Genomic DNA, 13,586 nt, shown 5'->3' with positions numbered 1-13,586 from the left:
TGCCTAAGGTGGTGTGTCAAATATATCGCCGTTTAAGTTTGGAAATACTTTAATGTGACGGTTTTATTTCAGTTTTATATCGAATTTATGTCAATCAAATACTGAGCATAGATGTGGATCTATTTTAACGCTCACCGTTTCATTGCGCGCAAAAGCCGTCAGGCTTGAGACGTGGGCATGGGCCTTCGCCCCATCGGCAGCCTCTAGCATCAGGTCACTATAGGCCCCGTGATAGCGGCTTTCGGTAATGCGCACGGCGACCGCCTCAGGCGTGTCCGCCGCCACGACATGAAAGGCCTCGGGGCGCAGGCACAGGGTTACGTCCCTTGCCTGACCGCTGTCGGCTTTGCTGATCCGGCCAAAGCCGGACACAACGACGCCGTTTCCAAGACGTGCAGGCACCAGATTGGTTTCCCCGAGCAAACGTGCCGCGGCAATGGACACCGGATTGAGGTAGCAGGCCTGAGGCGTGCCGGTCTGGATGATCTGCCCCTTATCCATCAACGCCAGACTATGGCCCATCGACAGGGCTTCCTCGGCATCATGCGTCACCACTAAGGCTGCGGCCCCACTGTGCTCAAGCACATTGAGCGTGGCTTCGCGGACTTCGGATTTCAGGTGGGCATCAAGGCCGGAAAACGGCTCATCGAGCAAAATCAGACGCGGTTCACGGGCGAGGGCGCGGATCAGGGCAATGCGCTGCTGCTCACCACCGGACAGGGCGGCGGGATATTGCTTTGCCTTGTCGCTCAGGCGCACCATGTCCAGAAGCGTCGCAATGCGTTCGTTACGCTCTGCCGAAGCCAGATGCCTTAGGCCAAAGCCGATATTTTCCGAAATAGTCAGATGCGGGAACAGGGCATAGTCCTGAAAGACAAAGCCAATACCACGGTTTTCCGGCGGCACATGGGTACGTGGGCCGGACAGCACCGTCTCCTGACGGCTGATAGTGCCCTCATCAAGCGTCTCAAGGCCAGCAATCATGCGCAGAAGCGTCGATTTTCCGCAGCCTGACGGCCCTAGCAGGCAGGTAATCTCCCCCTCCTTAAGCGTCAGGCTGGCCTGATTGACAGCCTTTTGCGCCCCAAACTGGCGGACAACCTTATCTATATGCAGCAGATCGGACATGTTTCAGCTTTTATTTTGGCCGGAGCGCTCGATCCGGCGGGAGAGATAAAGTGACGGCAGGATAGATACGGCCAGTATGATGAGGCTTGGCCAGGCCGCCTGCGCCAGACGTTCATCATTGGCATAACGATCGGCCATGACCGCCAGACTTTCAAGCTCGAACGGACGCAGGATCAGCGTGGCCGGAAGCTCCTTGGCGATATCAACAAACACCAGAAGCGCCGCCGTCAGGAACGTCCCGCGAATAAGCGGTAATTCCACGCGCCTCACGGCTTCGGTCTGGGTCGCCCCTAAGGTGCGTGCCGCCAGAGCCAGATTGGGCGTCAGACGCGTCAGACCCGCCTGTAACGGCTCGTAGGCCGAGGCCATCAACCGTGCCGCATAGGCCAGAAGCAATAGCGTAAAGGCCAGCCACAGGCTTGAGGTCAGGGCAAACTGGTTCCAGAACAGACTTGCGGGCACCAGCAGCCCAATGGCCATAACCGCGCCGGGCGTCGCATAACCCAGACTCATCAGATAGCCGATCAGGCGGTTTTTGCGCATCCCGAACACCACGAGGGTGGCCAGCAATAAGGTCAGGGCGGTGCCGCTGGAGGACAGCAAAAGGGTGCTCTGGGCGGCGGAAATCAGGCGCGGCCAGTCGGGGCTGATATGGACGGCCTGCGCTACCAGCCAGACCACCGGAATAAGCATCCCGAGCATCAGAAGCAGCGTGCAGAACAGAACCGCCGCGATTTTGCCGCCTGTGGACAGGGGTAGGGGGGCCTGTTTCCGCCATCTGGCTGTACCGGCGGCAAAGCGCTTGCCGCGGCGCAGGAAACGCTCGGTCACAAGGAACAAAAGCGCGGCCCCGATCAGCACCAGCGCCAGCTTGGCTGCCAGAGCGGTTGAGCCAAAAATCGACCATGCCCGTACCACGCCCATGGTCAGGGTTTGCACACTGAGGAAATTGACGGCCCCGTAATCGGCGAGCGTCTCCATCGTCGTCAGGGCCAGACCGGCAATCAGGGCCGGACGGCTCAGGGGCAGGGCGACGCGCCAGAAAATCTGGTGCGGCTTAAGGCCCAGAAGCCGCGCCGCATCGAACATATCAGCCGACTGGCTCAGGAAACTGGCGCGTAAGGTCAGGTAAATATACGGAAAATAGGCAAAGGACAGGACGAAGATCGCGCCCCACAGGCTGCGCATATTCAGCGGCAGATCAAACCCGAACGCCTCGCGCCAGCCTGAGCGCAAGGGAGAGGCGGCATCGAGAAAATCCGCCCAGCCATAGGCCAGCACAAAAGCCGGACATGCCAGCGGCAGAACCAGCGCCCATGAGAAAAACCGCCGAAACGGAAACTCATACAATGTCACCAGCCAGGCGGAAAACGTCCCGAGCACCAGCGCGACCACGCCGACACCAATAACCAGATAAAGACTGGTCGTCGCATAACGCCAGAACGGAAAATCGGGCAGATCAGGCGCAGGAGCCAGTGCCTTATAAACCACCGCCACCAGTGGCGTCAGTGTCACCAGAACGGCAATAAGCGCCCCGAGCTTCAGCCAGAAAACGCCATAACCCCGCCGCGATGCACGCAGCGGGGCCAGAGTGTCTTTAGAAGACTGAGGTGTCGGTGAAGCCGGAGGTGTAGTCACGCTTATTTCCAGCCTGCCTGATCAAGCAGCTTTTGCGCTTCGGCCTGACGGGTACCATAGGTCAGAACGTTCACCGGATCAGCCTTGAAACCATCCAGCGCCTTGATGTGCTCAGGCGTTTCCGACGTCGTAATCACAGGGAACTCGTTGTTATATTTGGCAAAGATCGTCTGCGACGCATCATTGGTCATATACTCAAGGAACTTGACAGCATTGTCGCGGTTCGGCGCATGTTTGGCCAGACCACCGCCCGAAATATTGACGTGCGTCCCCTGACCGGCCAGCGACGGGAAGGCCATGGCGGTCTTATCGACCACCGCCTGATCCAGTTCATCGGCATTATGCGTCATGCGCAGGTAATAATAGGTGTTGGAAATCGCTACCTCACAGATACCGGCGGCCACGGCCTTGATCTGGTCGCGATCCCCACCCTGAGGGTCGCGCGCCATATTGGCCGTCACGCCTTTGGCCCATTCGAGCGCCTTTTCCGGCCCCAGATGCTCAATGACCGCAGCCATCAGCGACAGGTTATAGACATTATCCGATGAACGAACGCAGATCTTGCCCTTGAAGCGCGGCGTCGCCAGCGCCTCGTAGGTCGCCACTTCTTCAGGCTTTACCTTCGCCTTATCGTAAATGATCACGCGCGCGCGGCGCGAAAAACCGAACCACTGACCCGAAGGCTCCCGCAGATTGGCCGGAATTTTTGCATTGATAACATCTGATTGCAGGGGCTGATAAAGGCCCGCATCCTGCGCCTTCCACAAGGCACCGGCATCGGCCATCAGGATCACATCGGCGGGACTTGAGGCCCCTTCGGCCTTCATGCGCTCAACAAGCTGTGCGGCCTGCATCTCAAGGCGGTTGACCTTGATGCCGGTCTCTTTTTCAAACGCCTCATAGATATGGGTGTCGGCATCATAATGGCGCGAGGTATAGACATTGATCGAACCGTTGTTCCCAGCCTTCTGGTCTTCAGCCTTCTGGTCTTCAGCCTTCTGGCCGTTACAGGCCACCAGAAGCGCACCAAGGGCGGTGAGGGTGGCCAGGACGCCAACGGCTTTACGAACAGGCGTGCGGAAGCGGGGAGTTTGGATCATCGAATCACCTTTAATGGGGCAGGGGCAAAATACAAACCATCAATGGCTTACCCAGGTGGGGATAAGGCCGGTTTTGTGATCTGTCTGGCATGTTTGAGAATAATTCGCAAGGTCTGGGCTAATAAAACGGTGCTATAGTTGGGCGTGACAGCTTTAGGGCTGTGTTTCTATTGCCCGTGTCCCTATTGTATGTAAACCCTGCGGGCCTTATTGTCAGTGGCACTAAATGTCGCGTACCGGTTGCTACGATAGCTTACACTCACCCCCCCTCCAAGAGGTCAGATGCCAAAAGGTCAGATGCCCAAAGCCGATTTTGCCCTTAAGACCTCAGACGGTGCCGAAGCGGCGCGTTTGCTGGTGCTGACGGGGGACTGGACGGCGACCGGCCTCAGGGATGTCGCTGAACGACTGAAAAAAGCCCTGACCCGCGCTCAGGACGTGCAGGTGGACGTGGCTGACATCGGACGCTTTGATACGGCGGGGGCCTATGCGCTTAAATACGCCCTTGGGGACAGGGCGTCGCCGGAAATCTTTGCCGGTCACGAAAACTATCGCCGCATTTATGAGCTGATTGACGGCATTTCCCCTGAGGTGCAAACCCAGATCAGCGAAAGCGGGCGTTCGGCGTCGCCGCTGGTTAATTTTCTGAGCGGCATTGGCCAGAAAACCTTAAGTTTTCTCGATGATGCGCGCCGCTTTACCCGCTTTTTGGGTGAGACGGTTACCTTTATCTTTCTGACTATACTCAACCCTGGGCGCATTCGCTGGACACCTCTGGTGGCGCAGATGCAGCGCACGGGGCTTGAGGCGCTGATCGTGGTCGGTGTGGCCAATTTCTTTGTTGGTGCTGTGGTCGCTTTTCTCGGGATACTTCAGCTCAAACAATTCGGCGTCTCCGTCTTTGCCGTTGAACTGATCGGTATTGCCGTCTTACGCGAATTCGGGCCCGTAATTGCGGCGGTGCTTATGGCCGGTCGCTCGGCCTCAAGCTTTACGGCCGAGGTGGGCGCGATGAAGATGAATCAGGAAATTGACGCCATGAGGGTCATGGGCATCAATCCGTTTGATGCGCTGGTCCTGCCGCGTCTGTTCGCCATGATCATCACCATGCCGCTGGCGACCTTTTTCGGCATGATGGCGGGTCTGTTTGGCGGATTTATCGTCGTGTGGACGACGCTGGGCTATGGCCCCAACTTCTTTATACAGCGCATGACCGACTATGTACCGTTCGTGAACTATTTTGTCGGCCTGATCAAAGTCCCGTTCTTTGCCGCGGCCATTGCCCTTATCGGCTGCCGCATGGGTATGGAGGTGAAGGAAGACGTTATTTCACTGGGCAAGCAAGTGACGTCTTCGGTGGTTCAGGCCATTTTCGCCATCATCACCATTGATGCCATTTTTGCGATCATGTTCAACGGGTTTGACTTCTGATGCGTGAAGAGATCAAACAGGATATGACCACCGATACCGACTATTCCCAAACCCCGATTGTCGTCAGGGGGCTGCGCAATCAGTTTGGCAAACATATTGTCCATGACGGGCTTGATCTGACCGTCAGCAAAGGCAAGATCATTGGCGTGGTCGGCGGTTCGGGCACGGGCAAGACGGTTCTGCTGAATGCCATTCTCGGCCTCAGGCCGCCGACGGGGGGCAGCATCCACCTCTTTGGCGAAGATGTCCTTAAACTCAGTGAGAAAAAGCGCCGCCCGCTTCAGGCCCGTTTCGGGGTTCTGTTTCAGTCAGGCGCCCTGTTTTCGGCCCTGACGGTGGTGGAAAACATCTGCGTGCCCCTGACCGAGTATGCAAATCTGTCACCGAAGCTGATGCGTGAAATCGGCCTGATGAAAATGACGCTGGTCGGCCTGCCGCTGGATGCCGCCGACAAGATGCCTTCGGAACTCTCGGGCGGCATGATCAAGCGGACGGCACTGGCGCGGGCGCTGGTGCTTGACCCTGAGGTCTTGTTTCTCGATGAACCGACCGCCGGACTTGATCCGATCGGGGCGGCGGCCTTTGATAAGCTGATCCGCAGCTTAAGTGACAATCTGGACCTGACGGTGTTCATGATCACCCACGACCTGGATAGTCTTTATGCGATCTGCGATGAGGTGGCCGTGCTGGCTGATCGCAAGGTGGTTGAAATCGCGCCGCCAAAGATACTGGAACAATCGACGCATCCGTGGATTCATGAATATTTCCACGGGCCGCGCGGGCGCAATGCCCTGACGAAAGGAAGCTGACAATGGAAAGACAGGCTCATTACGCCTTTGTCGGAATGGTGACGCTTTTGCTCGCCGTGGCGACCTTTGGTTTTGCCTACTGGCTGATTCAGGGCAGCTTTAACGAAAGCTATGTCGAATATGACGTGCTGTTCAACACGCCGGTCAATGGTCTGACCGAAGGCGGTGAGGTGCATTTCAACGGCATCAAGGTCGGTGAAGTGCGCGAACTGCGCCTGGGTAAGGCCAACACCACGCAGGTTATCGCCACCATTAAAATTGATGCCGCGACGCCGGTGCGCGTCGATTCAACCGCCGTGCTTGAACCTTTGGGGGTGACGGGTCTGAACTATGTGCAGATCACGCCCGGTTCACATGATGCCGCCATATTGCGCGATGAATACAAAGGCCCGGGCAACCCCATAATCCATGCCACAGGCTCGACCCTGGACAAGCTTCTGGCCGGTTCGGGCGGGGTGCTTGAAAACGCCTATGAAACGCTGAACCGCATCAACCGGCTTCTGTCGGACGATAATCTCAGGACCCTGAGCCGTAGTATCAACAATCTCGAAAGCATTACACGCAACGTCAGTGACCTGACAGCCGACATCAGAAGCCGGACGCATGTCATTGACGAAGCTGAGAAAAGTATTGTCTCGATTGGGGTGGCCGCAGACAATATGAGTAAGCTGGCGGCCTCAACCGATGTGGTTGTGCGTCAACGCCTGCCGCAAACCCTCGACAAGATCGATGTGGCCACCGCCGAAATTGCCAAGGCCGGTTCGGAAATTGGCGGCGTGGCCAAAGACCTGCGCGAACCCATCCGCGAATTGTCTGACACCACCTTGCCGCAGTTGAATGACACATTGCAAAATCTCGATGATGCCAGCCGCTCGGTGCAACAGGTGGTCGAAGAAGTCCGCTCCAGTCCGCAGGGACTGATCGGCAAGCCTAAGGCCCGTGAAAGAAAGGTAAAACCATGACCCATTCGAACCTGACACGGCCCAATCTTACGCGACCCAATCTTACGCGACCCAATCTTACGCGACCCGATCTTACTCGACGAGCCCTGATGGGCGTTTCCCTGCTGGGTTTGGGCGGGGCTTTAAGTGGCTGTGTCACGCTTTTGCCTGAAACAAAGCCGGTGCAGCTTTACACCATCCGCTTTAATCCGGAATGGCTGGTGCCGCCCGCCGCCGTGGCCCCTGCGGTCACAGACGCCGACTCTATTGATGTCTATGTGTCTGTACCGGCCTTTCCGCGTGCGGCTGCCGGTGATCGCATCCTGACGAGCGAAGGCAATGAGGTGTCCTATGTCTCCGGTGGCCGCTGGGCGACCTCGGCGCAGGGCATGTTCCGGGACGTCCTGAGCGAAGGCTTTGCCCGCGAAGGCAACCGTGTCCGTCTGGCCAATCAGGGGCGCATCGCCGCGAAATACCGTCTGGACGTTGAGGTGCGGCGCTTTGAAACCGCCTATGCCCGCCGTCGTCCGACCGTAGTGGTGACGCTTGATGCCCGCCTGGTGCGCACAGACGACCGTGTGGTTGTGGCCGAACGCTACATCACCGTCGAAGAATCCGTGCGCCGCAATAATGTCGGTGACATCGTTCAGGGCTTTGAAAAGGCCTCGACCCGTGCCGTAGCACAGGTCATCGGCTTTGCCGAAGAGGCGACCGCTGCGGCCAAGAACGCAACGCCCGAAAGCGTAAGCTAAACCGTCTTTCATACCTCCCTGCCTTTGGCGGGGAGGGGATTAGCAGAGGGGGAGGCTTTCCGCCCTGCGTCACACGTCCCCTACACAAACCATTACCTGCCTGTAGCCATTTGTTACCCGCATATATCTATGCTGCATGTGCGAGATATGCTATGACAGCGCTGTCAATCAATTATGTTTGTGGAGAATGACAATGGAAAAGATGTTTGAACGTTTCGTCGCCGGTCTGGTCGCCGTGGCTCTGGCCCCTTTTGCTGCCTTTAACTAAGAGGCTATCCAAAGTGTCGTTTTCTGGCCTGCAAAGGCCGGTCTTCTGCGCTTCCGTTGCTCACGTACTTTGAGTACGCTGCGCTACGGTTCTCGAAGCCCCGCTCTCTGAGCTTGGCCTTTTCGTCTCAGACTCCAACCCTTTTGAAACGCCTCTAAGCCTTTTTAAACGGCGAGTTCTCGGCCTCAAGGTCGCGCATAAGCCCGATTATATGCCCCTGTTCCTGCGCGAGAAAATGCGCGACAGGCTGGCGCAGGGCCTTATCGGCGACAAAGTGCGCCGAATAGACCGCCTGCGGCAGGTAGCCGCGTGAAATCTTGTGCATGCCCTGCGTTCCGGCCTCGACGCGTTTCAGGCCGTGGGCAATGGCATAGTCAATGGCCTGATAGTAGCAGACCTCGAAATGCAGGAACGGCACCTCGCGGCCACAGCCCCACTGACGGCCATAAAGCGTGTCTGCACTTCTGAAATTGATGGCACCGGCTACGGCTTCCGGCCCGTCATAGGCAAACACCAGCACGATCTGGTCGCGCATGCGCTCGGTAATCAGCGAAAAGAAATCCCGCGCCAGGTAGGGTTGCCCCCATTTGCGGTCATAGGTGTTTTCAATAAACCCATAGAGCTGATCAAGATGGGCTTCGGTAATGTCAGCACCCGTTACAATACGCATCTGTAAGGCGGCGTTGATCTCGCGCCGCTCCCGGCGGATGACCTTGCGGCGATTGGCCGTCAGGGCCGACAGAAAATCCTCGAAATCCCGATAGTTCTGATTGTCCCACCAGAATTGTTGATCGACGCGTTTAAGCCAGCCCTGCGCCCCCATCTCTTGCCACTCAGGCTCAGTCGGAAATAAAACATGTAAGGACGAGAGGCCATTCGCCTGACATAAGCCTTTGGCCGTCTCAATCAGCGCGGCCCTGACTTCAGGATCAGGCGACAGAAACCGTGCACCGGTGACCGGCGTAAACGGAGAGGCGGATACCAATTTCGGATAATAGGCTCCGCCCGCGCGTTCATAGGCCTCGGCCCAGCCCTGATCGAAGACATATTCACCCATGGAGTGGGTCTTGAGATAAAGCGGCATCACGCCTTTTATGCCGTTATCATCACCTAGCGAAAGATGATGCGGATACCATCCCGTTTCCGGCCCGACACACCCCGTCAGCTCCAGCGCCTCAAGATAGGCATGGGCGGTGAACGGGTTATCATCCGGCCTAAGCCCGTCCCACACCTCGGGCGCGATATCGGATATCGACCGGTGCAGAACGGGTGTAAGCATCATGGCTTAGTCTGCAACCTCAATGGTGGCGTCGATTTCGACGGCAAAGCCGAGCGGGATCTTATACATGCCTACGGCTGAACGGGCGTGTTTACCGGCATCCCCAAGCACCTCGACCATCAGGTCTGAGCACCCATTGATCACCTGCGGGATGTCATAGAAATCCGGCCCCGCCTGAACGAAGGCATTCAGCTTCAGGACGCGCACGACCTTATCGAGGTCACCACCCGCCGCCGCCTTCATCTGCGCCAGAAGATTGATACCGGCCAGACGCGCCGCCTCAACGCCTTCCTCTAAGGTCACATCGACCCCCAGCGTGCCCTTGATGCGGCCATTGCCGTCATTGGACAACTGACCGGAAATCTGCACAATATTACCGGAGCGGGTAAAAGGCACATAGTTGGCGACAGGGGCAGCCGGAACGGGCAGGGTGATCCCCAGTTCCTTAAGACGGGCTTCGGTTTTTGACATTGAAACGCTCTCTGAAGTCATAAAAAGATGCCCGTTTATAGGGCAGTCAGGCCCTGTGCGTCGATAGGTGATTTTTACCTTTTGTTACCTTCCCCTTCACCTCACCTTAAGACAGTCAGGCTATGATCCCGGCTTGAAACAGACAGGTGTTTAAGACTTATGCGTGCGAAAAAAGTCCTGATCGTTGAGGACAACGAACTGAATATGAAGCTGTTTCATGACCTGCTTGACGCGCAGGGCTATGAAACCCTGCAAACCGGTGAGGGGCTGTCGGCGCTGGCTTTGGCGCGTAAGCACCGGCCCGACCTGATTCTTATGGACATTCAGTTGCCGGAAATTTCAGGCCTTGAAGTCACCAAATGGCTTAAGGAAGACGAGGAACTGTCGCATATTCCGGTGGTGGCCGTAACCGCTTTTGCCATGAAGGGCGATGAGGAGCGCATCCGCGAAGGCGGCTGTGAGGCCTATATTTCCAAGCCGATATCGGTGTCACATTTTCTGGATACGGTACGCCGGTATCTCGGGTAATTTGCCTTCCGTCAGCGAGTAGAAAACTCCATGAGTGCCAGGGTCCTTGTTGTAGATGATATGCCTGCCAATGTCCGCCTGCTACAGGCGCGGCTTGAGGCGGAATATTATGAGGTGCTTGTCGCCCATAACGGGGCCGATGCCCTGCGTCTGGCGCGTACCGAGCAACCGGACATCGTGCTGCTTGATGTCATGATGCCTGAGCTTGACGGCTACGAAGTAACTCGCCAACTCAAAAGCGACCCCGAAACCCGCCATATTCCGGTTATTCTGGTCACCGCTCTTGATGGCCGCGATGACCGCCTGTCGGGCCTTGAGGCCGGTGCCGATGATTTCCTCAATAAGCCCGTCGATGAGGTGATGCTCTTTGCCCGCCTCAAGGCGCTGGTGCGACTCAAACTGATGTTTGACGAACTGCGCCAGCGTGAGGTCTCGGGCCGCAAGGCAGGCGTCTTCGACCCCGCCCAACTGCAACGCCAGATCGAAGCCGTGGGTAATGTGCTGGTGATTGACGACAACGAACGTCAGGGCATGCGCATGCTGCGCCAGCTTGGCCGCACCCACCGCTGCGCCTTTGAGACCGATCCTCAGAAGGCGCAGAAAATTGCCTCAGGTCGTGTTGATCTTCTGGTGCTGAACCTGACGGCCAAAAGCTTTGACCCCCTACGTTTTGTGGCGCACCTGCGCTCCACCGAAGCCACGCGCCAGACGCCGGTTCTGGGCGTCTATAGCGCCGAAGGGCGCGACATACTCCTTAAGGCGCTTGAACTCGGCGTCAATGATGCCCTGCCGCGTCCGGTCGATGCCCAGGAACTGATTGCCCGCGCCCATACCCAGATCAGACGTAAACGCTATGCCGATTACCTGCGCAACAGCCTTGACCGGAGTCTGGAACTGTCGGTCACCGATCCGCTGACGGGGCTGAATAACCGCCGCTATATGGACATGCAGTTTATCAACCTGCTGCCACGTCACCTTAAGGCCGGTGAGCCTCTGTCGCTGCTGATGCTTGATATCGACTATTTCAAACGCGTCAATGACAGCTATGGCCATGATGCGGGCGACGAGGTGCTTAAAGAGTTTTCCCGCCGCCTGACCCAGAGCGTGCGTGCTGTTGACATGCCCTGCCGTTTGGGCGGTGAGGAATTTGTCGTCCTCATGCCCGGTGCCGACAGCGAGGATGCCCGCCACATCGCCGAGCGTGTACGCCTTCAGGTGGCCTCAGCCGCCTTTAACCTCAGTACAGGCCATGCGCTGAACATTACCGTTTCGGTCGGTGTGTCGACCTTAAGCGGCACCGGCGATTCCGCCGAAGGGCTTCTGAAGCGCGCCGATGAGGCTGTCTATGAAGCCAAGCAAGGCGGGCGCAACCGCGTCATCCTGCACGCCGCCTGATCCTTTTTCTCCTCCCTGTTGCGTAGCAATGGGGAGGGGGACCGCGCCCGAAAGGGCGTGGTGGTGGGGTGTTTTTTCTCTTTCCCTGTCGCCGCTAGCCAAACACCAGTGACTGATGCAAGCTGGTGCCCGCCACCATGCCACCGGCAACCGCCAGAGCCACCGAATGGCGCATATGCGTAATGTCACCGGCGGCATAGACACCGGTGACCGTGGTTTGGCCCGAATCATCGACACGCAATACCGGCCCGTTCAGGCTGTCATCATAGGTGCACCCCAGTTGCGCAGCGATATCCGAGGCCGCTTCAAACCGCACAGCCGCCAGCATGGCGCTGGCCGCAATCACCTTGCCGTCCGTCAATACGACTTCCGACAGATCAGGTGCGTTACCTTTCAGGTGGCTGACTGGGGCGGTCTCGACCACAATGTTTGCCTTCCGCAAGCGATCAAGGTCATCCTCTGGCAATGTTTTCGCCCCATTGGTCAGTAATGTCACCGGCCCCCATTGTGACACCAGAAGCGCATAATGAGCAGCCATATCGGAACCTGACATCACCGCAATCGGGGCTTGATTGATCTCATAGCCATGACAATACGGGCAATGGCCGATGGACTTGCCCCAGCGTTCGGCAAAGCCGTCAATATCCGGTAATATATCCCGTACGCCTGTCGCCAGCAAAAGCCGTCGGGCGTGATACAGGCTGTCATTACCCACTGTAATGGCAAAGCCCTCAGGGGTTTGAGTGGCTCTTAATGCGTAACCGGTCACAAAGCTCACGCTCGGATAGGCCAGCAACTGGGCGTGGGCGGTCTCCAGCATATCAAAGGGCGATGATCCGTCCTGTGTCAGGAAGCCATGCGACGCAGCGGCAAAGCGGTTGCGGGGTTCGCCGCCATCGATCACCAGCACCTTAAGGCGGGCGCGGGCCATATAGGTGGCCGCAGAAATACTGGCAAAGCTGCCGCCGATAACAATCGCATCAAACATCGGATGTTCCTTTCGGGGAGGGCGCGGGGTGTCTTTTCAGCATGTCTTCAAGTGTCAGGTGGCCTACACGCTCGCTAAGCCCCGCATGGAAACCGGCCCCCAGATCGGCGAGGCTTATGGCTTTGAAACGCGCGATCAGCAGCGCTTCAGCGTCCTCGATGGCCTGATTGAGCGCGGCATTAACCGTCGCCTCGACCAGACAGGCCGGATTGTGATTGCGATGGCCAATGGAAATCAGCGCCGGTGAGCCCAGCGCCTGATGAATGTCATAGAGGCTAACCTTCGCCGGATCACAGTCGATGACCCAGCCGCCACCGTGGCCTTTTTCCGAACGCACCAGCCCCGCGTCACGCAGTCCGGCCAGTGTCCGTCTCACGACCACAGGGTGCGAGGTGAGCATCTGCGACAGCTCATCTGACGTCAGGGGTTCATCAAGCTCAATCATATGCAGCAGCACATGTAAAACGGAGGAGAGTCGATTATCGGCTTTCATGTAACTTTAAATGTTGCATGATACGGCGCGCGTCAAGAGGCAGGCGTAAAAAAATCCGCTACGGGCGAACCGTAACGGATTTTTGAATAGCAGCGCTAAGGGCCGATCTTACTTGATCTTGCCTTCGCGGAATTCGACGTGCTTGCGTACAACAGGGTCGTACTTCTTCAGCACCATCTTTTCAGTCTTGGTGCGGGCGTTCTTCTTGGTTACGTAGAAGAAGCCGGTGTCCGCCGTTGAATTAAGACGGATCTTGATGGAGGCGGGCTTAGCCATGGTGATAGCCTTTTAATCGGTTGGGCCGCTACCAAACTAAGGGCTTGGGCCTTGGTAAACTTTAAGAAGCGCGGAAAATACGCATCCTT

General features: G+C 57.3%; 14 protein-coding genes. 6 read left to right on the top strand and 8 right to left on the bottom strand.

Translation table 11 applies throughout. The annotated features are described in order from the left end of the window. Positions 1 to 90: 90 nt before the first annotated feature. The 3 genes from E5201_RS07655 to E5201_RS07645 are packed head-to-tail and all read right to left on the bottom strand — an operon-like array spanning position 91 to position 3,866. Positions 91 to 1,128: an ABC transporter ATP-binding protein gene (locus E5201_RS07655; protein ID WP_140985466.1), complete on the bottom strand. Its 1,038-nt coding sequence runs from the start codon at positions 1,126 to 1,128 to the stop codon at positions 91 to 93. Between the two features lie 3 nt (positions 1,129 to 1,131). Then, the gene (locus E5201_RS07650) at positions 1,132 to 2,766 is read right to left on the bottom strand and encodes an ABC transporter permease (RefSeq protein ID WP_140985465.1); all 1,635 of its coding nucleotides are present in this window, start codon (positions 2,764 to 2,766) and stop codon (positions 1,132 to 1,134) included. A 2-nt stretch (positions 2,767 to 2,768) separates the two neighbouring features. Then, positions 2,769 to 3,866, bottom strand: a complete 1,098-nt coding sequence (locus E5201_RS07645; protein ID WP_140985464.1) for an extracellular solute-binding protein — start codon at positions 3,864 to 3,866, stop codon at positions 2,769 to 2,771. A 282-nt stretch (positions 3,867 to 4,148) separates the two neighbouring features. On the opposite strand from E5201_RS07645, the gene E5201_RS07640 reads away from it, so the two are divergent. Genes E5201_RS07640 through E5201_RS07625 form a run of 4 tightly spaced genes read left to right on the top strand, consistent with a single transcriptional unit; the run spans position 4,149 to position 7,799 of the window. Continuing rightward, entirely contained in the window at positions 4,149 to 5,297 is a 1,149-nt protein-coding gene (locus E5201_RS07640) for an ABC transporter permease (RefSeq protein ID WP_246050475.1), read from the top strand. Then, positions 5,297 to 6,106 (top strand): ABC transporter ATP-binding protein, encoded by an 810-nt coding sequence (locus E5201_RS07635; protein WP_246050473.1) that lies wholly within the window; start codon positions 5,297 to 5,299, stop codon positions 6,104 to 6,106. Before E5201_RS07640 ends, E5201_RS07635 begins: the two co-directional genes overlap by 1 nt. A 2-nt stretch (positions 6,107 to 6,108) precedes the next feature. Further along, complete coding sequence (locus tag E5201_RS07630) at positions 6,109 to 7,068, top strand: MlaD family protein (RefSeq protein WP_140985463.1); 960 nt, start codon at positions 6,109 to 6,111, stop codon at positions 7,066 to 7,068. Beyond that, complete coding sequence (locus E5201_RS07625; protein WP_140985462.1) at positions 7,065 to 7,799, top strand: ABC-type transport auxiliary lipoprotein family protein; 735 nt, start codon at positions 7,065 to 7,067, stop codon at positions 7,797 to 7,799. Before E5201_RS07630 ends, E5201_RS07625 begins: the two co-directional genes overlap by 4 nt. A gap of 422 nt (positions 7,800 to 8,221) precedes the next feature. Here the strand turns inward: E5201_RS07625 and E5201_RS07620 are convergent, their stop codons facing one another. Continuing rightward, complete coding sequence (locus E5201_RS07620; RefSeq protein WP_140985461.1) at positions 8,222 to 9,349, bottom strand: GNAT family N-acetyltransferase; 1,128 nt, start codon at positions 9,347 to 9,349, stop codon at positions 8,222 to 8,224. Positions 9,350 to 9,352: 3 nt separating this feature from the next. Continuing rightward, positions 9,353 to 9,817, bottom strand: coding sequence for a RidA family protein (locus tag E5201_RS07615; protein WP_140985460.1), 465 nt, complete (start codon positions 9,815 to 9,817; stop codon positions 9,353 to 9,355). A 159-nt stretch (positions 9,818 to 9,976) separates the two neighbouring features. Here E5201_RS07615 and E5201_RS07610 point away from each other — a divergent pair, with 159 nt between their 5' ends. Further along, positions 9,977 to 10,345, top strand: a complete 369-nt coding sequence (locus tag E5201_RS07610; protein WP_140985459.1) for a response regulator — start codon at positions 9,977 to 9,979, stop codon at positions 10,343 to 10,345. Positions 10,346 to 10,375: 30 nt separating this feature from the next. After that, positions 10,376 to 11,740: a PleD family two-component system response regulator gene (locus tag E5201_RS07605; protein WP_140985458.1), complete on the top strand. Its 1,365-nt coding sequence runs from the start codon at positions 10,376 to 10,378 to the stop codon at positions 11,738 to 11,740. A 94-nt stretch (positions 11,741 to 11,834) separates the two neighbouring features. On the opposite strand, the gene E5201_RS07600 is transcribed toward E5201_RS07605, so the two are convergent. The 3 genes from E5201_RS07600 to rpmG form a co-directional block, all read right to left on the bottom strand. Next, positions 11,835 to 12,728 carry an NAD(P)/FAD-dependent oxidoreductase gene (locus E5201_RS07600; protein ID WP_140985457.1) on the bottom strand — a complete coding sequence of 298 codons (894 nt, stop codon included), beginning with the start codon at positions 12,726 to 12,728 and terminating at the stop codon, positions 11,835 to 11,837. Then, a complete protein-coding gene (locus E5201_RS07595) occupies positions 12,721 to 13,221 on the bottom strand; it encodes an Rrf2 family transcriptional regulator (RefSeq protein WP_140985456.1) in 501 nt (166 codons plus the stop codon). Before E5201_RS07595 ends, E5201_RS07600 begins: the two co-directional genes overlap by 8 nt. A gap of 108 nt (positions 13,222 to 13,329) precedes the next feature. Beyond that, positions 13,330 to 13,497, bottom strand: coding sequence for a 50S ribosomal protein L33 (gene rpmG / locus E5201_RS07590; RefSeq protein ID WP_004620056.1), 168 nt, complete (start codon positions 13,495 to 13,497; stop codon positions 13,330 to 13,332). Between the last annotated feature and the right edge of the window lie 89 nt (positions 13,498 to 13,586).

Source organism: Asticcacaulis tiandongensis, assembly GCF_006475605.1.
Classification (GTDB): domain Bacteria; phylum Pseudomonadota; class Alphaproteobacteria; order Caulobacterales; family Caulobacteraceae; genus Asticcacaulis; species Asticcacaulis tiandongensis.
The sequence above is the reverse complement of the archived record's forward strand: the minus strand, read 5'-3'. Positions and strand labels throughout refer to the sequence as shown.

Bases quoted from the DNA above. Each gene is read 5' to 3' on its own strand.
- E5201_RS07640 (WP_246050475.1), top strand. From the start codon at position 4,149: ATGCCAAAAGGTCAGATGCCCAAAGCCGATTTTGCCCTTAAGACCTCA.
- E5201_RS07595 (WP_140985456.1), bottom strand. From the start codon at position 13,221: ATGAAAGCCGATAATCGACTCTCCTCCGTTTTACATGTGCTGCTGCAT.
- E5201_RS07635 (WP_246050473.1), top strand. From the start codon at position 5,297: ATGCGTGAAGAGATCAAACAGGATATGACCACCGATACCGACTATTCC.
- rpmG (WP_004620056.1), bottom strand. From the start codon at position 13,497: ATGGCTAAGCCCGCCTCCATCAAGATCCGTCTTAATTCAACGGCGGAC.
- E5201_RS07600 (WP_140985457.1), bottom strand. From the start codon at position 12,728: ATGTTTGATGCGATTGTTATCGGCGGCAGCTTTGCCAGTATTTCTGCG.
- E5201_RS07605 (WP_140985458.1), top strand. From the start codon at position 10,376: ATGAGTGCCAGGGTCCTTGTTGTAGATGATATGCCTGCCAATGTCCGC.
- E5201_RS07630 (WP_140985463.1), top strand. From the start codon at position 6,109: ATGGAAAGACAGGCTCATTACGCCTTTGTCGGAATGGTGACGCTTTTG.
- E5201_RS07655 (WP_140985466.1), bottom strand. From the start codon at position 1,128: ATGTCCGATCTGCTGCATATAGATAAGGTTGTCCGCCAGTTTGGGGCG.
- E5201_RS07625 (WP_140985462.1), top strand. From the start codon at position 7,065: ATGACCCATTCGAACCTGACACGGCCCAATCTTACGCGACCCAATCTT.
- E5201_RS07615 (WP_140985460.1), bottom strand. From the start codon at position 9,817: ATGTCAAAAACCGAAGCCCGTCTTAAGGAACTGGGGATCACCCTGCCC.
- E5201_RS07620 (WP_140985461.1), bottom strand. From the start codon at position 9,349: ATGATGCTTACACCCGTTCTGCACCGGTCGATATCCGATATCGCGCCC.
- E5201_RS07610 (WP_140985459.1), top strand. From the start codon at position 9,977: ATGCGTGCGAAAAAAGTCCTGATCGTTGAGGACAACGAACTGAATATG.
- E5201_RS07645 (WP_140985464.1), bottom strand. From the start codon at position 3,866: ATGATCCAAACTCCCCGCTTCCGCACGCCTGTTCGTAAAGCCGTTGGC.